At 74.0% G+C, this 23,201-nt stretch carries 16 protein-coding genes; 6 read left to right on the forward strand and 10 right to left on the reverse strand.

Annotated elements, in window-relative coordinates:
* The first annotated feature begins 157 nt into the window (after positions 1 to 157).
* Entirely contained in the window at positions 158 to 4,111 is a 3,954-nt protein-coding gene (gene eccCa, locus EDD39_RS33995; RefSeq protein WP_123563330.1) for a type VII secretion protein EccCa, read from the forward strand.
* Positions 4,112 to 4,592: 481 nt separating this feature from the next.
* Positions 4,593 to 5,999, forward strand: a complete 1,407-nt coding sequence (locus EDD39_RS34000; RefSeq protein ID WP_123563332.1) for an APC family permease — start codon at positions 4,593 to 4,595, stop codon at positions 5,997 to 5,999.
* A 110-nt stretch (positions 6,000 to 6,109) separates the two neighbouring features.
* On the opposite strand, the gene mycP is transcribed toward EDD39_RS34000, so the two are convergent.
* The 4 genes from mycP to eccB form a co-directional block, all read right to left on the reverse strand.
* Positions 6,110 to 7,471: a type VII secretion-associated serine protease mycosin gene (gene mycP / locus EDD39_RS34005; protein ID WP_244257408.1), complete on the reverse strand. Its 1,362-nt coding sequence runs from the start codon at positions 7,469 to 7,471 to the stop codon at positions 6,110 to 6,112.
* A gap of 177 nt (positions 7,472 to 7,648) precedes the next feature.
* Complete coding sequence (locus EDD39_RS34010; RefSeq protein ID WP_123563334.1) at positions 7,649 to 7,936, reverse strand: WXG100 family type VII secretion target; 288 nt, start codon at positions 7,934 to 7,936, stop codon at positions 7,649 to 7,651.
* A gap of 76 nt (positions 7,937 to 8,012) precedes the next feature.
* Positions 8,013 to 8,312: a WXG100 family type VII secretion target gene (locus EDD39_RS34015; protein WP_030462703.1), complete on the reverse strand. Its 300-nt coding sequence runs from the start codon at positions 8,310 to 8,312 to the stop codon at positions 8,013 to 8,015.
* Between the two features lie 181 nt (positions 8,313 to 8,493).
* Complete coding sequence (gene eccB / locus EDD39_RS34020; RefSeq protein WP_123563336.1) at positions 8,494 to 10,083, reverse strand: type VII secretion protein EccB; 1,590 nt, start codon at positions 10,081 to 10,083, stop codon at positions 8,494 to 8,496.
* A gap of 250 nt (positions 10,084 to 10,333) precedes the next feature.
* On the opposite strand from eccB, the gene eccE reads away from it, so the two are divergent.
* The 3 genes from eccE (at position 10,334) to EDD39_RS34035 (ending at position 14,662) form a co-directional block, all read left to right on the forward strand.
* Positions 10,334 to 11,719, forward strand: a complete 1,386-nt coding sequence (gene eccE / locus EDD39_RS34025; protein WP_030462705.1) for a type VII secretion protein EccE — start codon at positions 10,334 to 10,336, stop codon at positions 11,717 to 11,719.
* Positions 11,719 to 12,477, forward strand: a complete 759-nt coding sequence (locus EDD39_RS34030; protein ID WP_123563338.1) for a hypothetical protein — start codon at positions 11,719 to 11,721, stop codon at positions 12,475 to 12,477. The genes eccE and EDD39_RS34030 overlap by 1 nt, the downstream gene beginning before the upstream one ends.
* Before the next feature lie 184 nt (positions 12,478 to 12,661).
* Positions 12,662 to 14,662 (forward strand): MinD/ParA family ATP-binding protein, encoded by a 2,001-nt coding sequence (locus EDD39_RS34035; protein ID WP_123563340.1) that lies wholly within the window; start codon positions 12,662 to 12,664, stop codon positions 14,660 to 14,662.
* Between the two features lie 52 nt (positions 14,663 to 14,714).
* On the opposite strand, the gene EDD39_RS34040 is transcribed toward EDD39_RS34035, so the two are convergent.
* Together EDD39_RS34040 and EDD39_RS40175 are read right to left on the reverse strand one after the other, a co-directional pair.
* Positions 14,715 to 15,659 (reverse strand): bifunctional riboflavin kinase/FAD synthetase, encoded by a 945-nt coding sequence (locus tag EDD39_RS34040; protein WP_123563342.1) that lies wholly within the window; start codon positions 15,657 to 15,659, stop codon positions 14,715 to 14,717.
* Positions 15,660 to 15,722: 63 nt separating this feature from the next.
* The gene (locus EDD39_RS40175; protein WP_167518091.1) at positions 15,723 to 19,130 is read right to left on the reverse strand and encodes a serine protease; all 3,408 of its coding nucleotides are present in this window, start codon (positions 19,128 to 19,130) and stop codon (positions 15,723 to 15,725) included.
* Between the two features lie 366 nt (positions 19,131 to 19,496).
* On the opposite strand from EDD39_RS40175, the gene EDD39_RS34050 reads away from it, so the two are divergent.
* Positions 19,497 to 20,006 (forward strand): GNAT family N-acetyltransferase, encoded by a 510-nt coding sequence (locus tag EDD39_RS34050; RefSeq protein ID WP_123563344.1) that lies wholly within the window; start codon positions 19,497 to 19,499, stop codon positions 20,004 to 20,006.
* A gap of 73 nt (positions 20,007 to 20,079) precedes the next feature.
* Here the strand turns inward: EDD39_RS34050 and truB are convergent, their stop codons facing one another.
* The 4 genes from truB to EDD39_RS34070 all read right to left on the reverse strand — a co-directional run bounded on the left by truB (position 20,080) and on the right by EDD39_RS34070 (position 23,108).
* Positions 20,080 to 20,985, reverse strand: a complete 906-nt coding sequence (gene truB, locus EDD39_RS34055; RefSeq protein ID WP_123563346.1) for a tRNA pseudouridine(55) synthase TruB — start codon at positions 20,983 to 20,985, stop codon at positions 20,080 to 20,082.
* A 77-nt stretch (positions 20,986 to 21,062) separates the two neighbouring features.
* Positions 21,063 to 22,232, reverse strand: coding sequence for a DHH family phosphoesterase (locus tag EDD39_RS34060; protein WP_244257409.1), 1,170 nt, complete (start codon positions 22,230 to 22,232; stop codon positions 21,063 to 21,065).
* Positions 22,233 to 22,234: 2 nt separating this feature from the next.
* Positions 22,235 to 22,672 (reverse strand): 30S ribosome-binding factor RbfA, encoded by a 438-nt coding sequence (gene rbfA, locus EDD39_RS34065; RefSeq protein WP_123563350.1) that lies wholly within the window; start codon positions 22,670 to 22,672, stop codon positions 22,235 to 22,237.
* A gap of 139 nt (positions 22,673 to 22,811) precedes the next feature.
* A complete protein-coding gene (locus EDD39_RS34070) occupies positions 22,812 to 23,108 on the reverse strand; it encodes a DUF503 domain-containing protein (RefSeq protein ID WP_030462950.1) in 297 nt (98 codons plus the stop codon).
* Positions 23,109 to 23,201: the final 93 nt, after the last annotated feature.

Genomic DNA, 23,201 nt, shown 5'->3' on the forward strand with positions numbered 1-23,201 from the left:
AGCGAGCGATGGGGGCGCCCCCTGTCAAGTGCCCTGGGAGGGCGCGTCGTTGAGAACGGGGAGTCGCACGCTGCGGCTGCCGCCCGGGACGGGGTGACGGTATGAACGAGCGGTGCGCGGGTGCGGAGCGCTCGCCGAGCGCCGGCGAGGTGGGCGCATGAGTACGGTGACGGTGAAGCGGCCGCCGCGGGCGTTCCCGCCCGCGGTGTCGGAGGAGCCGGTCGAGCTGGTTCCGCCGCCCGAGCTGCCGCGCGGCGGCGGCGAGGACTGGCTGATGACGCTGATGCCGATGCTCGGCATGGGCGGCAGCGCGGCCTTCCTGTTCCAGGGCGGCCAGGGCCCGATGAAGATGATGGGCGTCCTGATGATCGCCTCCACCGCCGCGATGGCGGTGGCGCAGATCGTCCGGGCCCGCAAGGGAGGTAGCGCGGCCACCTCGGACGAGCGCCGCGACTACCTGAAGTACCTGCAGCAGAAGCGGCGCGAGGTGCGGCGCACGGCGGAGCGCCAGCGCGGCGCGCTGCTGTTCACCCACCCGGAGCCGGACCAGCTGTGGTCGGTGGTGGCCGAGGGCCGCCGGCTGTGGGAGCGCCGGCCGACCGACGCGGACTTCGCGCAGATCCGGGTCGGCCTCGGCCCGCTGCAGCTGTCGACGCCGCTGGTGGCGCCGCAGACCGCGCCGATGGACGAGCTGGAGCCGCTCGCCGCGGAGGCGATGGGCACCTTCATCAAGACCCACGGCACCCTGCAGGACCTGCCGCTGGCGGTCTCGCTGCGGGCGTTCTACCACATCACGGTGTGCGGCGACCCGGACTCGGTGTACGGCAACGTGCGGGCGATGGTGGCCCAGCTGGCGACCCTGCACTCCCCCGAGGACCTGATGATCGGGGTGGCCGCCGCGCCCGGCGCGGTGGAGGAGTGGGAGTGGGCGAAGTGGCTGCCGCACACCCAGCACCGCAAGGAGAGCGACGGGGCCGGCTCGCGCCGCCTGATCGCCTCCGGGCTGGGCGAGCTGGAGGAGCTGCTGGCCAACGAGCTGGCCGGCCGCAAGGGCTTCTCCCGGGACAGCACGCCGACCCCGGACCAGCCGCACCTGGTGGTCATCATGGACGGCGCCTCGGTGCCGGTCGACTCGGTGATCGCCGGTCCGGAGGGCGTCCAGGGCGTCACCGTGATCGAGGTCGTCCCGGGTGACCTGGACGAGCCCAACGGCCACCTGGTGATCACCGTCGGCAAGGACGAGCTGCTGCTGGAGGCGGCCTCCGGGGCGAGCTACCCGGGGACCCCGGACGGCCTGTCCAGCTGGCAGTCCGAGGCGCTGGCGCGGCAGTTGTCGCCGTTCCGGGCGTCCGTGGGCGGCGACGACAGCGACCCGTCGCTGGTGTCGATGGACTTCACCGAGATGATGCACACCGGCGACCCGGGCTCCTTCGACCCGGCCCGGCACTGGCGTCCCAAGCCGATGCGCGAGAAGCTGCGCGTCCCGCTGGGCGTCGGCAGCAACGGCGAGTACGTCTGGCTGGACATCAAGGAAGCCTCGCTGGAGGGCATGGGCCCGCACGGCATGTGCGTCGGCGCGACCGGTTCCGGCAAGTCCGAGGTGCTGCGCACCATCGTGCTGGCGCTGGCGGTCACCCACTCCTCCGAGGTGCTGAACCTGGTGCTCGCGGACTTCAAGGGTGGTGCGACCTTCGCCGGCATGTCGGAGATGCCGCACACCGCGGCCGTGATCACCAACCTCGAGGGCGAAGCGACCCTGATCGACCGCATGCGCGACGCGATCGAGGGCGAGATGAACCGCCGCCAGGAGCTGCTGCGCGCGGCGGGCAACTACGCGAACATCAACGAGTACGAGCGGGCCCGCGCGGCGGGTGCGCCGCTCGACCCGCTGCCCTCGCTGCTGATGATCATCGACGAGTTCTCCGAACTCCTCACCGCGAAGCCGGACTTCATCGAGCTGTTCATCCAGATCGGCCGGATCGGCCGTTCGCTGGGCATGCACATGCTGCTGGCCTCGCAGCGACTGGAGGAGGGCAAGCTCCGCGGTCTGGACACCTTCCTCTCCTACCGCCTGGGTCTGCGCACCTTCTCGGCCGCCGAGTCGCGGGCCGCGATCGGCGTGCCGGACGCCTACCACCTGCCGCCGATCCCCGGCGTGGGCTACCTCAAGTTCGGCTCCGACGTGATGGAGCGCTTCCGCGCCGCGTACGTCTCCGGCAAGTACCGGGCGCCGGGCACCCAGCGCGCGGTCGGCGGCGTGGTGGTCACCGCCCAGCCGGTGCTGTTCACCGCCGCCGAGGTCGAGGTCGTCGAGCCCGAGGTGGAGGTCCTCCCCGAGCTCCCCGAGGAGGAGGAGACGGACGAGGCGCTGCTGGACACCATGCTCGACGTGTTCGTGCAGCGGATGATCGGCCAGGGCCCGCCGGCCCACCAGGTGTGGCTGCCGCCGCTGGACGACTCGCCGTCGGTGGACAGCCTGCTGGAGCCGCTGCAGGTCAGCCAGGACCGCGGCCTGACCCCGGCGGCCGTCCGCCAGGGCAACCTGGTCGTCCCGGTCGGCATCGTCGACAAGCCGCGCGACCAGCGCCGCGACGTGATGTACCTGGACTACTCGGGCGCCGCGGGCCACGGCATGATCGTGGGCGGTCCGCGCTCCGGCAAGTCCACCATGGTGCGCACCATCGTGGCCGGCTTCTCGGTCACCCACACGCCGGTGGAGGCGCAGTTCTACCTGCTCGACTTCGGCGGCGGCGGCTTCGGCTCGCTGGCCGAGCTGCCGCACGTCGGCGGCGTGGCGGGCCGACTGGACGTCGAGAAGGTCCGCCGCATGATCAGCGAGGTGCACGGCGTGCTCAACCGCCGTGAGGAGCTGTTCCGGGCGACCGGCATCGACACCATCGCCACCTACCGGTCCCGCCGGGCCGCCGGGCAGCTGCCCGACGAGCAGTTCGGCGACGTGTTCCTGTTCGTCGACGGCTGGCTGACCTTCAAGCAGGAGTTCGAGGTCCTGGAGCCGGTCATCGCCGACATCGTGCAGCGCGGTCTCGGCTACGGCGTGCACGTGGTGATCACCGCGGCCCGCTACGCCGAGGTCCGCCCGGCGCTGAAGGACCAGCTGCAGAACCGGGTCGAGCTGAAGCTCGGTGACTCCATGGAGTCCGAGATCGGCCGCAAGGTGGCGGCGAACGTGCCGCCCATCCCGGGCCGCGGCCTGACCGCCGACCAGTTGCACTTCCTGTCCGGCCTGCCCCGGATCGACGGCTCCAGCAGCACCGAGGACCTGGTGGACGGCGTCGCCGACCTGGTCTCCCAGGTCAACGCGGCCTGGACCGGCCCGCGGGCCCCGCAGGTGCGCATGCTGCCGCCGGTGCTGGACGGCCACTCGCTGCCCAAGGGCTTCGAGCACCCGGAGCTGGGTGTCGCGTTCGGCGTCGACGAGGTCGAGCTGGCGCCGGTGTTCGTCAACTTCGAGTCCGACCCGCTGTTCGTCGTCTTCGGCGAGAGCGAATCCGGCAAGTCGGCGATGCTGCGGATGCTGATCAAGCAGATCACCGAGCGGTACACCCCGGACCAGGCGGGCATCGTGGTCGGCGACTTCCGCCGCTCGCTGCTCGGCGTGGTGCCGCCGGAGTACCTGGTGGAGTACGCGGCCGCCGCGCCCGCCATGACGGCGATCGTGGAGATGCTGCGCGGGGCCTGCGGGCGCCGCCTGCCCGGCCCGGACGTCACGCCGGAGCAGCTGCGCAACCGCAGCTGGTACAGCGGCAAGGACATGTTCGTGATCGTGGACGACTACGAGCTGGTCGCCACCCAGTCGGGCAACCCGATGGCGCCGCTGGCGGAGTTCCTGCCGTTCGCGCGCGACATCGGTCTGCGCCTGATCATCGCCCGCAACGCGGGCGGCGCCGGCCGTTCGCTGTTCGAGCCGGTGATGCAGCGGATGCGCGAGCTGGGCGGTCAGGGCCTGCTGCTCTCCGGTGACAAGGGCGAGGGCGCGCTGCTGGGCACGGTCAAGCCGCAGCCGCAGCCGCCGGGCCGCGGCGTGTTCGTCTCCCGCCGGATCCAGGCGGGCCAGACGGTGCAGACCGGCTGGCTGCCGACGCAGATCTAGCGCGAGCACCGTCACGGACGGTGATCGGGAGGGCCGGGCTCCGGAAGGGGTCCGGCCCTCCGGCGTTCCCGGGCGGCATCCGAGGGGTGGAACGGTGCCATAACGTTATCTTCCGCTTTTCGCGGTTTTCCTTCGGTTCCCGTACCCGTCGGGGGTGTCCGACGACGTTTTTCGGCCCAGTAGCGCGGCGCGGCGGAGCGCCTTGGAATCGACGTCGGCCACCTCACATCACCTTCGATTCAAGCGCAGTTAACCCGAGTTGACACTACGGAAACATACGTCCCGACCCCTTCGGAGCTGCGTTCCGCAGGCGGATCGCCCTTGTGACGACGGAATCCGCAGCCGATCGCGCGTTGACTGGGTCAATTCACCCAGGCAACCTGGCGAACCGGGAGCGAAGCAGAACCAGACCGCGAGACCGTGCTTCGGAGGCGATACCGCTCCCCACCCCCACACCGCCGCTCAGTGGATCGGATGCCCCATGACCGACACGCTTCCCCCGCAGGTAGCCTCCCCCCTCACGGGGGACACCGCGGGGAGCCCCAAGAAGCTCGCCCGATCGCTCGGCGTCGTGGGCGGCACCCTGCTCACGCTCTCCTGCGTGACCCCGGCATCCTCACTCTTCGTGATCGTTCCGGAGCTCTTCAACTCGCTCGGCACCTTCACCCTGATGTCGATCCTGATCGGCACGGTCATCTGCGTCGCGGTGGCGTTCTGCTACTCCGAGCTCGGCACCCTGGTGCCCTCCGCGGGCGGCGAGTACGCGATGGTCGGCACCCTGGCGGGCAAGTTCACCGGCTGGCTGGTCTTCATCCAGTCGCTGATCGTGGTGATGATCGTGCCCTCACTGATCGCCATGGGCACCGCCGACTACCTGGAACCGATCATCCACCTCGACCCGAAGTGGGCCGGCGCCGCGGTGATGCTCGCGGCCACCGTGGCCGGCCTGCTGGACCTGCGGGCGAACGCCTGGATCACCGGCATCTTCCTGGTGCTGGAGGTCATCGCCTGCGCCGTGGTCGCCTTCCTCGGTTTCGGCCACTCGGAGCGCGGCGTGAGCAGCCTGCTGCACGGCTCCGTCGCCGACGTGACCAGCGGCGCCACCAGCGGGGTGGGCTTCGCGGCGATCCTGGCCGCGATGGGCACCGCGCTCTTCGTCACCCAGGGCTTCTCCACCGCGATCTACCTCTCCGAGGAGCTGGAGAACCCGCGCAAGAACGTCGCCCGCACCGTGCTGTGGACGCTGGGCCTGTCCACCGCCATCATCCTGGTCCCGGTCGCCGCGATCACCATGGGCGCCCCCGACCTGAAGGCGCTCAGCGAGGGGAACATCTCCTCGCTGGTGATCGGCTGGAGCAACAGCGGCGTCGGCACCTTCATCAGCCTGTGCATCGCGCTGGCGATCATCAACGCCGGCATCGTGATGGTCATCCAGAACTCCCGGGTGCTGTTCGCCTCCGGCCGCGACAAGGCCTGGCCGGAGCCGGTCAACAAGGCCTTCGGCACCCTCAACAAGTTCAGCGCCCCGTGGATCTCCACCCTGGCGGTCGGCATCCCCGGTGCCGCGCTCTGCTTCGTCGGCCAGGACCTGCTGACCAACATCACGGGTGTCGCGGTCGCCGCGCTCTACCTGCTGGTCGCCGTCGGCGCGCTGTTCTCCCGCCGCGGCCACCACAAGGCCGTCGCGGCCTGGCGCCAGCCGCTGTGGCCCGCCCTGCCGGTCCTGGTGATCGTCGCCCTGGCCTACGTCCTGACCAAGCTCGACCCCACCGCGCTGTGGTGGACCCTCGGCATCACCGCCGCGGCCAGCCTCTACTGGGCGCTCTACCTGCGCCCCCGTCCGGAGACCCGCTGGGTCATCACCCTCCCCGAGGACGAGCGCGTCTGATCCCCGCGGGCCCGCCCTCCCGTCGGCCCCCACCCGGTCCCCAGGACCGGACGGGGGCCGGCCCCTTTCCGGGACCGGCCCCCTCGTACCCACCGCCCGCGCGGGGCGGGTCAGTCGTGGCGCCCGCGGCGCCGCTGCATGTCCCGGGTGACGATCGAACCGCCGGCCAGGCCGGCCACCACCAGGGCGCCGATGCCGAGCACGAAGGTGCCGGTGCGGCGGTCCCGGTCGGCCTGGGTCTCCTCCAGCCCGAGCGGCTGCGGCCGCAGCGCCACGGTGTCGAGCTTGACCTGCGCGTCCACGCTGGGCGAGGCGGTCGGGCCGGGCACCTCGCTGTACTCCATGGCCTTCACCGGGTCGACCACGCCCCAGCCGATGTACTTGTTCGGGCCCCGCTCGGTGCGCTGCGCGGTCTGCTCGATCACGGTGCGGATCTGCATCGGGTTCCAGGTGGGGTGCCAGCCCTTGAGGAGGGCGGCCACCCCGGAGACGTACGGGGCGGAGAAGCTGGTGCCGTTGTCCGTGCACTGGCCGTGGCCGGGGACGGTGGAGAGCATGTCGACGCCGGGTGCGGCCACCTTGACGAAGTCGCCGTACTGGGAGAACGGCGCCCGCTCGTTGTTCCGGTCGGAGGCGCCCACGGACAGCACCGTCGGGTAGGCGGCCGGGAAGGTCGGGCCCTCGGCGCCGTCGTTGCCCGAGGAGGCGACCACCACGATGCCGGCGGCCTCGGCCCGCTTCAGGGCCTCCCCGAGCTCCTTGTCGTGGTCGAAGCGGTTCTCGTTCTCGGACTTGTTCGGGTCGACCTGGACCCGGACGTCCTGCGAGATGTTGATGACCTGGACCTTCTGCCCGATCGCCGAGTCGATCGCCTTGATCAGGCTCCCGACGTCGCCGTTGCCGTCGGCGTCGTTCTGCCGGATCGCCAGGATCTTCGCGTCCTTGGCCAGACCGACGAAGCCGATCTCGCCGGTCGGGTCCAGCGCGGCCGCGATGATGCCGGCCACCTTGGTGCCGTGGCCCACCGGGTCGGTCGTGCTGGTCCCCTCCGGGACCTGCTTGTTGTTGGCCGCCATGGTCTCCTTGAGCAGGTCCGGGCCCTCGATGACCTTGTCCTTCAGCTGCGGGTTCCGGTTGTCCACCCCGGTGTCGATGACCGCGACCACGACTCCCGCGCCGGTCCGGTTCGGGACCGGGCCGTCGCCGTCGGCCTTGCCCTTCCCCTTGCCGCTGGCGGCCGGGCTGGGGCTGGCACTGGAGGCGGGCTGCGGCTTGCCCGTGCCCCACACCTCGTCCAGGAAGACCCGCTGCAGCGCCCACGGCTTGGCCTTGGTGTTCTCGCTGATCGGGAAGTTGCAGTCACCGGAGGCGGTCAGCCGCAGCTGCCCGCGGGTGTCGCCGCCCGCCGGCACCGGTCCGGCCCAGGCCGGGCCGATCGCCATCGGGCCGACCGTTCCCAGTACCAGCAGCACCGCACCAGCCCGGCGCAACGATCCTGACGCCACCTCTGCTCCACCCCTCACTGCGTTCCACCCGTGTCGGTCGTGCCCCGCCCCGTGCGGCGCACGAAGGGCGGGCGTCCGTGAGGACGCCCGCCCGTGTCAAGCACTTGCCGTGCAAGTTCCCCCGTGCTGTCCGTCTACCGACGGTTACTGCCAGATGTTCCGGTTCGAGTCCTCGGTCTGCTGGTAGCTCTGCGCGGCGTTGTCCAGCGCGGCGGCGATCCGACCCAGGACCTCCTGGAGGTCGGCGGCCTTGGCGTCCCACTGGGCCTGGCGGGCCTGGTAGCCCTGCTGGGCAGCGCCTTCCCAGCTGGAGGCGATGCGCTGGACGCCCGCCTTCAGGTCGTCCAGCTGGTTCTGGATGCGCGAGGCGGTCTGCCGGACCTCGGAGCTGGCGTTCTGAATGGTCTGGAAATTGACGAGAATGCCGGACATTGATCTCTCCCCTTCGATGGATTCACGGCGCACCCCCGGAGGGGCGCAGTGTGGTGGTGGTTACGAGCTACCGGCGTCAGCCGATGCCACCGACCGCAGCACGCTGCTCCTCTTCAGTCATCGAGTAGGCCTTGGTGGTCGCCTCGATGGCCTGACGGATCTCGTCGAGGATCCGGTTGAGCGCGTTCGCGTCCTCGTTGAACTGCGACTGCATCTGCTGGTACGCGGACGCAGCCGCGCCCTTCCAGCCCGAAGCGATCTCGGAGACCAGGTTGTTGAGACGACCGATCTCGCCCTGGACCTGCTGGTTGACCTCGCCGATGCGGTTCGCGAAGGCGGTCATTTCCTCCGCGGTCGTCGTGAACTGACCTGCCATGATCCACCGTCCCCCATGAGACAGACTACGTCCGGACGTCCCTGTGGCGAACGCCCGCACGGGCACCACTTCGTGTGGTGCTCTGAAGCACTGTAACGGCCAACTGCCCTACACCCAACACCGGATAGCGGGTAGTTACCAGACCATGACACTGGATCGCGCTACCCGCGTTGACGGCCCGTCAGGCGTTCTGCGGCTGAGCTGCGGCCGTGGTGTCGAGCACCGGCCCGGCCGGGACCAGCTTGGACCACGCGGCCGGCACCTGGGGCGGCAGGACGTCCTTGTAGTCGAGCCGCGCCTGGGCCTCGTTGGCCTCCGCCTTGGCGGCCGGGGCAGCCGGGGCCGCCGGGGCGGAGGAGCCGTCGGCGGTGGGCGCGGCGGTGCTGGCCGGCAGGGAGTAGCGCAGGCCGGCGTCGGTGATCAGGAAGTAGCTGCCGGAGCTCGCCTGGCCGCTGGCATCGAGCGTGTCGCCGTCCACCGCGCGGTACAGCAGGCCGTGCCCGGCCGTCACGTGGGCGCTGAGCGAGTTCGCGCTGACCTTCGCCGGGTACTCGCCGTCCGCCCAGACCGTGCGCTTGATCCGGCCGTCCTGTTCGGCCCCGGCGTAGGTGGAGCAGATCACGGTGCGGGGCTTCTCCCCGATGTTGACGGCCTTCAGCTGGTGGGTGGGCATGTCCGGGTGCTCGGTCATCAGGTGGTTGTCGATCTGGGGCTGGAGCTTGTTGATGTCGCTCGCGTTGATCGGGTCCGCCTTGGCCTCGCTGCTGGAGCCGTAGACGCTGATCATCCGGGGGTCGTACTTCATCAGCTGGTACTGGAACGGGGTGATCTGGTACAGGTGGTCGAGGCCGACCACGTAGAAGGCGTCCTGGAACGACAGCAGCCGACCGACCTTCTTCTGCTTCGAGTCCGACATGTCCAGGTGGGAGTTCTGGGCCTTGTCGCCCAGCCCCGGGATGTCCGGGAACTGCACCGGGTAGCCGTCCGCCAGCGTGTTGGTCCAGTCCTTGGTGACCCGCTGCGCCTCGGGGCTCTGGCCGAACAGGGCCAGCTTCAGGGCGTTGATCTGCTCGTCCGTCTGGTTGTACGTGCCGATCGCGTGCTTCACGCCGTTGGAGTCCACCAGGTAGAACGAGCCGTCCGTCTTGGCGTCCAGGTTCGGTTCCTGGATGTACAGCGCCTGGTTCTCGTCGAGCACCCGGGCCGGGTCCTTGAGGGTCTTCTCGTCCTGGTCGGCGGCGATGAACACCGACTGGCCGACGGTCGACTGGGCGTTCTGCTTGCTCTTCGTGTCGCAGACCGACCACAGCTTCTGCTTGCCCGCGTCGTCCTTCTTGGGCAGCTTGTCCGGCGCGTACGGGATGCCGATGGTGGCGCCGCGGCGCGGGTACTTGTCCAGCACGTCGTCGGCGACGGACAGCACGGTGGCGCCCGCGGCCAGCACCAGCCGGGCCGAGGCCATGTTCAGCACCTGGTGCAGGGTGGGCTCCTTGTTGGGCCCGTCGTTCAGGATCACGTAGCGGGTGGTCGAGGACTTCCCCTGCAGGATGTACTTCCCGTTGTCCCAGTTCGGCGGCGCGGCCGGCTTGAGCACGCCCCACATGCCGAAGCCCGCGACGACCACCGCGGCGACCACGAAGCTCGGCAGCACCGCGCGGAGCGGACGCGGCGCGTCCTCGTCGTTGCCGCCGCCGCCCGGTTGCAGGAAGGCCCCCACCATCCGCTTCCGGGCGAAGGTGTAGGCGTTCAGCTCGTCCCGGCGTGATGCCATGCTCGTCCCCGTCTCCCCTGTGTGACCCGCCCCGCGGGTGTCAACGCGCTTGTGCCGTCGGTTGAGTCTGCCACCCGGCGGGCGACCCTCGCGGCCACTCCTCTACGATGCGGCAGCAGACGGTGAGTACGGTAACGGGTAGGCTCCGACGGTCCGCCATCCGGGCCGCCGACCCGGCCCCCGCCCGAGACTTTCCGGGCCCGCAGGGGGATCTGACGGGACATCTGAAGCAGAGAGGGCAATTCGGGGGATGCCAAGCCAGTCCGCTCCAGCACGACGACGCTCCACTTCGCACGGCCGGAGGCCGGAGGCCCAGGGCGGACGCCGGGCCCGCACCGCACCGCCCGCCCCGGCCGCGGTCGGCCCGGTGGGCCTGCGGCTGCTGCCCCGGCCCGGGCTGCTGGGCCGCCGGCTGGAACTCAAGCAGATCGTCCAGCTGGAGGTCGCCGCCGCCCTGGTCGCGGTCGGCTGGTCGATCAACACGATGATGGCCGCGGCCTTCGCGGTGCCCGCGCTGGTCCTGGTCGTGATCGCCCTGCTGCGGCTGCGCGGCCGCACCACCGGCGAGGCGGTGAGCGTCCGCTCGGCGTACAACGCCCGCCGCAAGGAGGCGAAGTACAACGTCCCGCCGCCCGGCACCGACCCGGCGATCGCGCCGGTGATGGAGCTCGACCCGGCGCTCAAGACCTGCACCCACGCGATCGAGACCGACCTCGGCGACGGCCGTCCGCTGCGCCGCGAGACCGGCATGGTCGGCGACGGGACCTTCTTCACCTCGGTGCTGCTGGTGCAGTCCAAGGACCAGCCGCTGCGCCCGGGCCGGGCCACCTCCGCGGTGCCGCTGGACCTGATCTGCTCGATCCTCCAGGTCGACGACATCGGCCTGGAGTCGGTGCAGCTGGTCCAGCACACCCAGCCCGCCCCCGCCCCGCACCTGCCCGAGCACTCGCTGGCCGCCCGCGCCTACCAGCAGACCCCCGGCGGGGTCAGCACCCCGGCGCTGCGGCTGACCTGGGTCGCGCTCAAGCTCGACCCGGAGCGCGCGGCCACCGCCGTGCTGGCCCGCGGCGGCGGCGAGGAGGGCGCCCGCAAGACCCTGCAGCGGGTCACCGACCAGCTGGCCGGCCGGCTGAACAGCGCCGGCTTCACCGCCACCGTGCTGGACGAGCGGGAGCTGATCGCCGCGCTGGCCATCTCGGTGTGCGCCAACCCGGTGGCGGTGGCGGGCCGGCAGGGCTCGGGCGGCGGCGGGGTCGGCGTGCGCCGGGCCCAGGAGTCCTCGAAGTACTGCCGGATCGACGACCGCTGGCACGCCACGTACTGGGTCTCCAAGTGGCCGGTGCTCTCCCGCCCGGGCATGGGCGGCGGCCGGGTGACCGCCCCCGACCTGGTCAACCAGCTGACCGGCACGCCCGCGTTCGCCTCGACCTTCTCGGTCACCGCGTCCCGCGCGATGGGCGGCGCGGTGGCGCTCAGCGGCCACCTGCGGCTGACCGAGCACAACGAGTCCAGGCTCGAGCAGATGGGCCGCCAGGCGGAGTCCCGGGCGCAGCACAGCGGCGCCTCGCTGACCCGCCTCGACCTGGAGCACGCCCCCGGCCTGCTCGCCACGCTGCCCCTGGGAGGGACGTCCTGATGGCCTACCAGACCTACTCCGGCCAGGCCCCGCAGCCGGTCGAGCAGCGCCCGGTGCGGGTGCGCCCCGGTTTCGGGCTGCGCGGCCCGCGCCGGGAGAAGCACGTGCTGCCGGCCGAGGACCTCGCGGCGCTGGCCTTCCCGGTCGGCGACGACGGCGTGGTGATCGGCCTGGACCACCAGCAGCAGCCCGCGGTGATCGGGCTGTTCCGCCCGTCCGCGTTCGAGGTGGTGCTGGTCGGCGGCATGTGGACGGCGCAGCTGATCGCGCTGCGCGCGGCCGCGACCGGCGCCCGGATCGCGGTGGAGACCGGCCGTCCGCAGGCGTGGGCGCCGATGGCGCAGGCAGCGGGCGGCGGGCAGCCGTGCGTGACGGTCCACCAGGTGGGCCGGCTGGGTGCGCAGGGCGCCTCGGTGGCGTCCCCCGTTCTGGTGGTCCGCGACCTGGGCGCGCGGCCCAACCGCAGCCGGCTGTCGGCGACGCCCTGGCAGACCACGCTGACCGTGCTGCCGTACCTGGGCCCGAACGCGGGCCGGGTGCTGAACGCCGCCGACCTGGTCGGCCTGCAGCGGGTCTCGCCGCAGGAGGCCGACCTGCTGGGCCGGCTGCTGTCGCTGGCCCCGGGTGACGTGAGCGCGCTGCCGACGCTGCCGGACAACGTGACGCTGTGGGCGACCCGGATGCGGCGCCAGTACGTGATGACCAACCAGGGCGAGGCCGAGACCCAGGTGCTGGGCGGTCCCCGCCGCATGGACTGACCGCCGGCCGGCCGGTCCGCACGCTCCGGAAGGGCCACGGGGGCCCGGGTGCGGGCGGGCCGGCCGGGCCGGTCGGATCCGCCGTGAGGTCGGGCACCGCCTTCAAAGCGGGCCCGCGCACGGCCTAGTCTTGTTGCCCGACGGCAACCGCCGAAGCAGCTTCGGCGAGAACGAGGGAGCCCCAGTGAGCAGCGATCGGGACGGCGTCTACGTCGGCGACAACGCGGCCGAGGACGACGATGACTGGTCCGACGCCCCGGACTACACCGCTCCGTCCTGGTACACCCAGAGCGCCGCGCCGGGTGCTCCGACCTCGGCGCCGCAGCCGCAGCCGGTCCAGCAGCAGCCCGTCCAGCAGCAGCAGGTGCCGCAGGCCCAGCCCCCGGTGGTGCAGCCCCCACCGGTGCAGCAGCAGGCCCCGCCGCCGCAGGTCCAGCAGCCGCCGGTGCAGCAGCAGGCCCCCCAGCCGCCGGGTCCGCCGGTGGCCGCGCAGCCGGAGCAGCCGCAGCCCGTCCAGCCGGCCGAGCAGCAGCCGCCGGTGCAGGCGCAGGCCGCCGCGCAGCCGGACCCCGGTCCGAACGCGCCGGCCGCGCAGGCCCCGGTGCCGGACGCCGCGCCGCCGGTGGCGCAGCAGGTTCCCGGCCCGCCGCAGGCCCCGCAGCCGCCGGTGCAGCAGCAGGCCCCGCAGCCGCAGCCCGTCCAGCCGCAGCCCGTCCCGCAGCAGGCGCCGCCGCAGCAGCCGTACCCGCAGCAGCAGGGCGGCTACCCGGCGCCGGACGCCCAGCAGCCCCCGCAGCAGCAGTGGCCCCAGCAGCAGTACCCGCCGCAGGTCCAGCAGCCCTACCCGCAGCAGGGCCAGCAGTGGCCCGCCCAGCAGCAGCCGCCGGCCGATCCGCGGGCGGGCGGCTGGCCGCAGCAGCCGCCGCAGCCGTACCAGCAGCACAACCCGGGCGGGGCCCCGCAGGCTCCGGCGCAGTTCCAGCAGGCGGCCGGGCAGGCCGCGGCGCACGGGGCGGCGCTGGGCTACACGGCGGCGGTGGAGCTGTCCTCGGACCGGCTGCTGCGCGGCCAGCCGAAGGTGCAGAAGCAGTCCCGGTTCCAGTTCGGCGGCAAGTCGGCGCAGGCCGGCAAGCAGCAGAAACTGGAGCTGATCCGGCACCCGGTGATGACCTGCTACCGGATCGCGGTGATCAGCCTCAAGGGCGGCGTCGGCAAGACCACGACCACCACCTCGCTGGGCGCGACGCTGGCCAGCGAGCGGCAGGACAAGGTCATCGCCATCGACGCGAACCCGGACGCGGGCACGCTGGGCCGCCGGATCAAGCGGCAGACCGGGGCGACCATCCGCGACCTGGTGACGGCGATCCCGAACATCCGCAGCTACATGGACATCCGCCAGTACACCTCGCAGGACCCGAACTCGGGCCTGGAGATCGTCGCCAACGACGTGGACCCGGCGGTCTCCACCACCTTCGACGACTCGGACTACCGCCAGGTCATCCAGGCGCTCGGGCAGCACTACCCGATCATCCTGACCGACTCCGGCACCGGTCTGCTGTACTCGGCGATGCGCGGCGTGCTGGACCTGGCGGACCAGTTGATCGTGGTGGCCACGCCCAGCGTGGACGGCGCGTCCAGCGCCTCGACCACGCTGGACTGGCTGTCCGCGCACGGCTACGCGGACCTGGTGCAGCGGTCGATCACGGTGGTCTCCGGGGTGCGCGAGACCAGCAAGATGATCAAGGTCGAGGACATCGTGGCGCACTTCCAGACCCGCTGCCGCGGCGTCGTGGTGGTGCCGTTCGACGAGAGCCTGGCGGCCGGCGCCGAGGTCAACCTGCAGATGATGCGGCCCAAGGTCCGGGACGCCTACTTCGAGCTGGCCACCCTGGTCGGCGAGGACATCGCCCGCTCCCAGCAGCAGGCCGGCTGGCAGGGCCAGCCGCAGCAGCAGTACCCGCAGCAGGGCGGCTACCCGCAGCAGCACCAGCCGTACCCACAGCAGGGGGGCTACCCGCCCCAGCAGGGCGGCTACCCGCAGCAGGGCCAGCCCTGGCAGCAGCCCTACCCGCAGCAGGGCGGCTACCCGCCCCAGCCGCAGCCCCCGCAGCACGGCTACGGCTACCCGCCGCCGCACGAGGCGCCGCCGCCGGGGTACGGCTACCCGCCGCCCCACCAGGGCTGACCACGCGCCGGAGGCCCCCCGCGGGGGGGCCTCCGGCGCGTGCGGGGGACGCTCAGGGGCGCTCGGTGAGCTCCCGGGCCCGCTTGACGTCCTCGGCCATCCGCTCCAGCAGGGCGTCGACGGAGTCGAACTTCTCCATGCCGCGCAGCCAGGCCAGGAAGTCGACGGCGACGTGCTGCCCGTACAGGTCGAGGCCGACCCGGTCGATGGCGTACGCCTCGACGGTGCGGGCGGTGCCGTCGAAGGTCGGGTTGGTGCCGACCGAGATCGCGGCGGGCATGGTCTCGCCGTCGGCGGTCAGCCAGCCCGCGTACACGCCGTCGGCGGGGATCGCCGAGTACGGGACGGTGTCCACGTTGGCGGTGGGGTAGCCGAGTTCGCGGCCGCGCTGGGCGCCCCGGACGACCTCGCCCTCGACCCGGTGCGGGCGGCCGAGGATCTCGGCGACGCCGGCCATGTCGCCGGCCGCGACCAGCCGCCGGCACAGGCTGGACGAGAACGGCTCGCCGTCGCCCGCCGCGCCGCGCACCTGCAGGTCGACCACCTCGACGGTGAAGTCGTCGGCCCGGCCGAGCTCGGCGAGCAGGTCGACGTTGCCCGCCGCGCGGTGCCCGAAGCGGAAGTTGGGGCCCTCGACGACCGCCTTCGCGTGCAGCGCGTCGACCAGCACCGACCGGACGAAGTACTCCGGGGACTCCTGGGAGAACTCGGCGGTGAACGGCAGCACCAGGACGGCGTCCACGCCCAGCTGCTCGACCAGTTCGGCCCGGCGCGGCTGCGGGGCCAGCAGCGGCGGGTGGGTGCCGGGGCGGACCACCTCGCTGGGGTGCGGGTCGAAGGTCACCACGACCGACTTCGCCCCCAGTTCGCCGGCCAGCTCCACCACCCGGTTGATGATCAACTGGTGTCCGCGGTGGACCCCGTCGAACGATCCGATGGTGACGACGCTGCGCCCCCAGTCCCCGGGGATCTCCTCCAGGCCGTGCCAGCGCTGCACCTGACCGCTCCTTGTTCCTACGGTGTGCACAACCCGTGCACTCGAAAGACCGAAACCGAACCCCTATAGCGTGCCATGCGACCGGCCCTGCCCAGGTACCGGAAGGCCCTTGGTGTGATCGGTCAGACGGCCGCCGGGACGGTCCACCTGCCGTTCGGCCTCGGCGGCGGCGTACTGCGGGTCCCGCCCGGACGCGGCGAGGGCCCGCAGCCGGGCCAGCCGGGGCCCCTGGGGCGGCGGCGGGGCCTCCTCGGGCCAGGACGCCAACAGCCGGGCGAAACCCGCCCAGCGGCCCGCACAGCGCACCAGGGCGGCGTCCGCGCCCGGCCACCGCGCGGCGACCCGCACCAGCAGCTCGCGCACCCGCCGCTGCGGGTGCCCGGCGTGCCGGGCCGCCAGCGCCTCCACCACGGCCGCCAGCACCCCCTCGTCCCGCTCCGCGGCCAGCAGCGCGTCCAGCAGCTCCTCCCGGCCGCCGCCGGGCGCCGCCAGCACCGGCACGAAGAGTGCCCGCACCGACGGCCCGGCGGCCAGCACCGCGTCCAGCAGCGGGCGGCCGTCCCGCCCGGCGTCCAGCGCCGCGTCCAGGTGCCGGGCCACCTCCCCGGCCCGCTCCGGGTCCTCCCGCAGCAGTTCGGCGGCCAGCAGCAGGCCGGCCCGCGCCACCGCCGGGTCGGCCGCCCCGTCCAGCACCCGCAGGCCCTCCCCCGCCCGGGCGCCCGGCACCAGCAGCCGCGCGCGCACCGCCGCCAGCACCTGGTCCGGGTGCTCCGCCAGCAGCCCGGCCAGCACCTCGGCGGTCAGGAACGGGTCGCCCGCCCGGTACCCGGCCAGCGCGGCCGGCAGGTGCTCGGCCCGGCCCGCCGGGTCGCGCACCAGCAGCGCCAACGCCGCGCCGTGCAGGGCCGGTTCGTCCTCCCGGGCGAGCAGCGTGCGGGCCGCCAGCCGCAGCAGTTGCGCGCCCGAACCGCCCGCGTGCGGGGCGGTGCGCAGCGCGTGCACGGCCGCCGCGACGTGCCGCTCGGGGCGCGGGTCGTGGCTCCACCGGTCGACCGCCCGGCACAGCGCGGACGGCTCCCGCTCGGCCAGCCGGCCCAGCAGCGCGTCCGCCCGCGGGTGCGCGGTGGCCACCAGCGCCTCCGTCAACTCGTCCAGCGCCAGCGCCCGGTGCTCGTACAGCAGCTCGTCGGCCAGCTCCGCGGCGCCCTCGGCGCGCTCGGCCCCCTCGGGGCGCCCGGCGGCGTGCCCGTACCAGGCGCACAGCAGCGGCAGCACACCGCGCGGATCGGCCGCCAGCAGCTCGGCCGCCGCCGCCCGGGCCACCTCCGCCCGGCCCGGGACCTCGGCCAACCGGGCCAGCAGCGCGACCCGTTCGGCCACCGGCAGCGGCAGGCCCGTCCAGAACGCGGCGCCGAACCGCTCGTCCCGCCCGGCCCGGTCCGCCAGCAGCTCCAGCAGCTCCCGGTGCGCGGACGGCTCCGGGCTCCCCGCGATCCCCGCCACCAGCAGCCGCCCGGCCCACCAGTCCGCCTCGCCGCCGCGCTCCGAACGCTCCAGCGCCGCCCGCACCCGCCGCAGCCACCCGTCCAGCACCGCCGCCCCGCGCACCTCCCCCGCCCGCCGCAGCGCCCCCACCACCACCCCGACCCGGGCCCGCCCGACCCCCGCCCCGGCCCCCGCACCGCCGCCGGCCGGCCCGTCCCCCGCCGCCCCCGCGTCCCGCTCCTCCAGCAGCAGCCGCAGGGCCGCGTCCAGGTCCAGGTGCAGGCTCTGCAGCCACTCCCCCCACTCCTCGTGCCCCGCCCGGTACCCGGCCCCCGCCGGGACCAGCAGCCGTTCCTCCCGGACGGCCCGCGCCCACCCGCCCGCGTCCGGGAACAGCCGGGCGAAGTCCTCGGCGGGCAGCGCCCCGTCGCCCGCGCCGAGCATCAGCCGCGCCGCCTCGTGCAGCCGCCCGGCCGCGACGGCCGCGAGGCGGCGGACCTGCCGGGCGTCCTCGCCGGGCGGCACCGGCCCGCCGCGGCGGTGCCGGCGCGGCCCGCCGGGGGTGAGCGCGATCCGGCGGGCGACGGTGAGGCAGGCCAGGTCGAGCCAGCCGGCGAAGAGTTCGGCCCGGCTGCCGACCGGGCCGTGCACGCCCGCGCCGCGCAGCTCGCCGGCCAGCCGCAGGGCCAGCGGGTGGCCGCGCTCGGCCGGGCCTAGGAAGGCGCCGGGCAGTCCGTAGCGGCGGCCGGCCCGGGCCGCGGCGTCGTCGGTGAGCGGGCCGAGCCACAGGGCCCGGGCGGCGGAGCGCCAGGGGCCGAGCTGTTCCCAGCCGTCGGGGCGGCAGGCGACCAGGGCCCGGGCGCGGTGCGCGCGCAGCCATTCCAGCCCGGCGGTCAGCCAGCGCGCGGAGAGCGCGAGCGGCGCCTCCTCGGGCCCGTCGAGCACCACCAGCAGCGGCCGCCCGGCGTCGGCGCAGAGCGCCGCCAGCTCCCCGGGGTCGACCTCGGGCACGCCGAACTCCCGTGCTACCAGGGCGAGTCGGCGGCGCAGCGGGTCGCCGAGGGTACGGTCGCCGGCGGCCAGGTCGGCGCCGCGCAGCCAGAGCGTGGGCAGTGGCCGGGCGGCGCCGGCCCGGCGCACCGCCAGGGCCGCCAGTTCGGTGCTGCGGCCGCTGCCGCTCTCGCCGAGCAGCACGGTGAGGACGTCCTGCGGTTCCTCGCCGCTGAGACCGTCGGGGCGGTCGACCCGGTCGGCGGCGAGTTCGGCGATCCGTCCGGGTCCGGCGGCGGCGCCCTCCAGTTGGGCCCCGGTCAGCCGCAGGGCCCCGCCCAGGTTGAGCGCCCGGCCGAAGGCGGGGGCGTCGGCGGCGTTGCGGGCCAGCAGCCGGCCGAGCGGGGAGTCCTCCGGGCGGCCGTCGGCCGCCAGCGGGACGGCCGCGACGCCGGGCCCGGCGACGGCGCGCACCCGGGGGGCGAGCACGGCGAGCACCGCACCGGTCTCCGGGTCGAGCACCGGCGCCCCGGCGGGCGGGGTCACCGGGAGGTCGAGCAGCAGCACGCCGGGGACGGTGCGCACCAGGGCGCCGTCGCCGCAGCGTCCGCTCTCCCGGCCGAGCGGCCGCCCGTGGGCCAGCGCGGGCGCGCCGTCCTCCCAGCGCTGGTGCGGCACCGCGACGGGGCCGGTGACGGCGGTGCGCCCGATCGGCAGCGCGGGGCCGGGCAGGCCGCCGACGGCGGCGGTGCGCAGCAGGGCGAGGCCGCGTTCGGGCAGCAGGTCGACGCTCTCGGGGCCGAGCACCCGGGACTGGCCGCCGGGGGTGTGCAGCACCAGCCGGGGCAGGCCGGCCACCGCCTCGTGCGCGGTGACCACCGTGCCGTGCCGGTCGGCGACGAAGCCGAGCCCGCACAGCCGGCCCTGCTGGTCCCGGATCCGCAGCAGCGCCTGTGCCGGATCCCCCGCGAAGCCGGCGCCCGCACTCTCGCCCATCCCGCCAAGTCCTCCCGCCGGGCCGCGCCGGGCCCCGGGCGGGGCCGGGTACGGCCGCCGTACACGCCGCCGGTCAGCCTGCCCCCCACCAGCCCCACAGCACCTCGCACGCCCCTCTCACCACACTGCTTCACTCCGTGCGCCCCCTGCCGTCCCGCCCGGCGCGCGCCCCGCCCCGGACCACCCGGCCCGCCCCCGCCCGCCGCCAACTGCCGACCGGCGCCCCGCACTTGCCCGCACCGGCCCCGCCCCCGCACCCGTCCCCGGTCCGCCCTCCCCTGTGCCGTGCCCGGCGCACGTCCGCCGCCCGCCCGCCGCCGGAAAACCGCTGGCGCCCCGGCCGCCCCCGGCGCCACCCTGCGGGGCATGGACGTCCGCCTGGAACCCTGGTCCGAGTCCCACCTCGCCCTGCTGCGCCGGATCAACACCCCGCTGATGCGCCGGCACGTCGGCGGCCCGGAGAGCGAGGAGCAGCTGCTGCTGCGCCACCGCCGCTACCTCGGACTCCCGGCCCTGGGCGGCACGATGTACGCGGTGCTGGCCGACGGCGAGCAGGCCGGGTCGATCGCCCACCACCGACGCGAGTGGCGGGGCGCCGAGGTGCACGAGAGCGGCTGGAACGTGCTGCCCGGCTTCCAGGGCCGCGGCGTCGCGCTCGCGGCCGGCCGCGCGATGCTCACCGCGCTGCGCGCGCTGGTCGCCGCCGACCCGTCCGCCCCGGGGGTCCTGCACGCCTTCCCGGCCGTCGACAACGCCCCGTCCAACGCGCTCTGCGCCCGCCTGGGCTTCACCGGCGCGGGCCCGTGCGCCTTCGAGTACCCGCAGCGCTCGGGCCGCTTCCTGCACAGCAACGACTGGTACCTGGCCGTGCGCTGAGAACCCCGGCGCCGGAACGCCGGGCGGCCCCGCCGGTAACCACCCGACGGGGCCGCCCGGGACGCAGGCGCCCTCAGCCGACGAAGACCGCCACCGGCTTGGCCTTCCCGCCGACCTCCTCGATCAGCGCCAGGAACCGCCCGTCCGGGTCGAAGACCGCGACCGGCCCGTCCGCGCCCAGCCCGGGCGCGTCCAGCCGCATGCCGTTGGAGAGCAGCCGGGCCTGTTCGGCGTCGACGTCCCAGCGCGGGAAGGCGGCGGCCGCGGCCTCGGCGATCGGCAGCACCTCGAGCTTCTCCTCCAACTGCTCGAGGGTGTGCGCCGATTCGACCCCGTACGGCCCGACCCTGGTGCGCCGCAGCGCGGTCAGGTGCCCGCCGACGCCGAGCGCGGCGCCCAGGTCGCGGGCCAGCGCCCGGATGTACGTCCCGGAGGAGCACTCGACGGTGACGTCGAGGTCGAGCACCGGCGTGCCGTCCTCGGCGACGGCCGGGCGCACCTCGTGCACCGTGAACGAGTGCACCGTGGTGGGCCGGGCGGCGAGCTCGAAGTCCTCGCCCTCGCGGACCCGCGCGTACGAGCGCTTCCCGTCGATCTTGATCGCGCTGACCTTCGACGGCACCTGCATGATCTCGCCGGTCAGTTCGGCGATCCCGGCGTCGATCGCCTCCCGCGCCACGCCGTCGGCGGGGGCGGAGGCGGTGACCTCGCCCTCCCGGTCGTCGGTGACCGTGGTCTGCCCGAGCCGGATCGTCGCCTCGTAGGTCTTGGCGGTGAGCATCAGGTGCCCGAGCAGCCGGGTGGCCCGCTCGACGCCGATCACCAGGACGCCGGTGGCCATCGGGTCGAGGGTGCCCGCGTGCCCGACCTTGCGGGTCCCGGCCAGCCACCGCAGCTTGGCGACCACGCCGTGCGAGGTGATGCCCTCCGGCTTGTCGACGATGACCAGCCCGTCGGGGCCCGTCCCTTTACGCTTCATCGCTCATCATCATTTCGAAGTCCCGCGCGCATCCCTGCGCGGCCGCTCGCCCGGCCCGACCGCCGAACCGCACGAGCCTAGCGCGCGCCCGGCCCCTCGGAGTCCGCCCCCGACGCCGCGGCCACCTCGGCCAGCGCCGCCCGGAACCGCTCCACCACGGCCTCCACGGCCTCCCGGGCACTGAACCCGGCCGCGTACACGTGCCCGCCGCCGCCGAGCCGGGCGCACACCGCCGCGACGTCGACCGCGCCGCGGGAGCGGCAGGAGCCGCGCAGCGTGCCGTCCGGGTCCTGCTTGAGCACCAGCGCGACGTCCGCCTCGGCGGGCTTGCGCAGCACGTCGATCAGGCCCTCGATCTCCTCCACCGTGACGCCGAACAGCGCCAGGTCCTGGTACGGCACCCAGGTCCACACCAGCCCGTGCCCGCCGGCCTCCTCGGGCTCGAACGCGGCCCGCTCCAGCGCCCCGGCGAGCACCTTGAGGTACCCGAAGGAGGTGGTGTCCCACAGCTGCCGGGAGATCAGGTCCTGCCGGATCCCGGTGGCCAGCATCCGCCCGGCCATCTCGTGGGTGGCGGGCGTGGTGGCCCGGTACTTGAACGAGCCGGTGTCGGTGGCGATGCCGGTGTACAGGCAGGCCGCGATCGACTGGTCGAGCGGCACCCGCAGCCGCCGCAGCAGTTCGTCCACCAGGACGGCGGTGGCGGGCGCGGCCGGGTCGATCAGCCGGACGGTGCCGAAGCCGGGGTTGGAGGCGTGGTGGTCGAACACCACCAGTTCGTCCGCCGCGAACGCCTTCTCCCGCAGCAGGCCGAGCCGCTCCTCGGAGGCGGCGTCGAAGGCCAGCACCAGCGCGGGCGCGGCGGGCACCGCGGCGGCGGGGACGATCAGCTCCTGCCCGGGCAGGAAGGACAGCGACTCCGGGATGACCTGCGGGTCGTCGCCGAACGACACCCGCACCCGCTTGCCCAGGCCGCGCAGCGCCAGCCCGGCGGCCAGCGCCGAACCGAGCGCGTCGCCGTCCGGGCAGATGTGGCAGACCAGGTCGATCTCGTCGCTGCCCGCGATCAGTTCGAGGGCGCGCCGCCACTCCTCCTCGAACCGGCCCGCGCCGCCCGCCGCGTCCGCCTCCGCCCCGGATTCGGACGATGACGCGCTGCGAGGGCCCGGAAGCACCGCGAGGGCGGTCTCCACCTCGACGGTGGAGACCGCCCTCGCGGTGCCGGACTCGGCCGGCTCCCCGGCCACGGTCACTCGTCCTCGTCGTCGTCGCGGGACGACCTGTACGGGTCGGCCTCGCCGGCGAACGCGGCCCCGGCGGCGGCGGTGCGGACGGCGGCGTCGGAGAGCCGGGCCTTGTCCAGCAGGTCGTCGATGTTCCGGGCGTTGTCCGGCAGCGCGTCGGCGACGAAGGTCAGGGTCGGCGTGAACCGCACCCCGGTCTGCTTGCCGACCTCGGAGCGCAGGATGCCCTTGGCGCTCTCCAGCGCGGCCGCGCTGGACTCGCGCTCGGCCTCGTCACCGTAGACGGTGTAGAAGACGGTGGCCTCGCGCAGGTCCCCGGTGACCCGGGCGTCGGTGATGGTGACGTACCCCAGGCGCGGGTCCTTGATCCGGCGCTGCAGGGTCTCCGCCACGACCACCTGGATGCGGTCGGCGAGCTTGCGCGCCCTAGCGGTGTCGGTCACGTTGCCTCCTCGTGCAGTAGGCGCGTACCCCGGGTCATGACCTCGCCCGGTGGGGCCCTCTCCCCAACGTACCCGCCCGCGCCCAGCCTTGTGGGCGCTCTCGGTCCTGTGCGGGTGTGACGGTGGTGACGCCCGCAGGTCATTCGTCGTCGTCGTGGTGGTACCGCCTCCGTGCGGAGAGCAGCATCACCTCGGGGCGGCCGGCGACGAGCCGCTCACAGCTGTCCAGGATCTCGTTGACGTACCCGGCCTCGCCGGACACCACCGCGCAGCCGATCTCGGCCCTGCGGTGCAGATCCTGGTTCCCTACCTCTGCGGCGCACACGCTGTACTTGCGCTGCAGTTCGGCCACGATGGGCCGCACGATCGACCGCTTCTCCTTGAGCGAGTGCACGTCGCCGAGGAGCAGGTCGAAGGTGAGTGTTCCTACGAACATGTGGGACAGGCCTGAGCCGGCCTGGGAGCCTCGATGGAGTTCCGACAGGCCAGACCCTAACAAGCGCGGCCGGGGCCGGTCGACGGGATAAAG

This window comes from Kitasatospora cineracea (genome assembly GCF_003751605.1).
Taxonomy (GTDB): domain Bacteria; phylum Actinomycetota; class Actinomycetes; order Streptomycetales; family Streptomycetaceae; genus Kitasatospora; species Kitasatospora cineracea.

Bases quoted from the DNA above. Each gene is read 5' to 3' on its own strand.
- eccCa (WP_123563330.1), top strand. From the start codon at position 158: ATGAGTACGGTGACGGTGAAGCGGCCGCCGCGGGCGTTCCCGCCCGCG.
- EDD39_RS34000 (WP_123563332.1), top strand. From the start codon at position 4,593: ATGACCGACACGCTTCCCCCGCAGGTAGCCTCCCCCCTCACGGGGGAC.
- EDD39_RS34010 (WP_123563334.1), bottom strand. From the start codon at position 7,936: ATGTCCGGCATTCTCGTCAATTTCCAGACCATTCAGAACGCCAGCTCC.
- EDD39_RS34015 (WP_030462703.1), bottom strand. From the start codon at position 8,312: ATGGCAGGTCAGTTCACGACGACCGCGGAGGAAATGACCGCCTTCGCG.
- eccB (WP_123563336.1), bottom strand. From the start codon at position 10,083: ATGGCATCACGCCGGGACGAGCTGAACGCCTACACCTTCGCCCGGAAG.
- eccE (WP_030462705.1), top strand. From the start codon at position 10,334: ATGCCAAGCCAGTCCGCTCCAGCACGACGACGCTCCACTTCGCACGGC.
- EDD39_RS34030 (WP_123563338.1), top strand. From the start codon at position 11,719: ATGGCCTACCAGACCTACTCCGGCCAGGCCCCGCAGCCGGTCGAGCAG.
- EDD39_RS40175 (WP_167518091.1), bottom strand. From the start codon at position 19,130: ATGGGCGAGAGTGCGGGCGCCGGCTTCGCGGGGGATCCGGCACAGGCG.
- EDD39_RS34050 (WP_123563344.1), top strand. From the start codon at position 19,497: ATGGACGTCCGCCTGGAACCCTGGTCCGAGTCCCACCTCGCCCTGCTG.
- truB (WP_123563346.1), bottom strand. From the start codon at position 20,985: ATGAAGCGTAAAGGGACGGGCCCCGACGGGCTGGTCATCGTCGACAAG.
- EDD39_RS34070 (WP_030462950.1), bottom strand. From the start codon at position 23,108: ATGTTCGTAGGAACACTCACCTTCGACCTGCTCCTCGGCGACGTGCAC.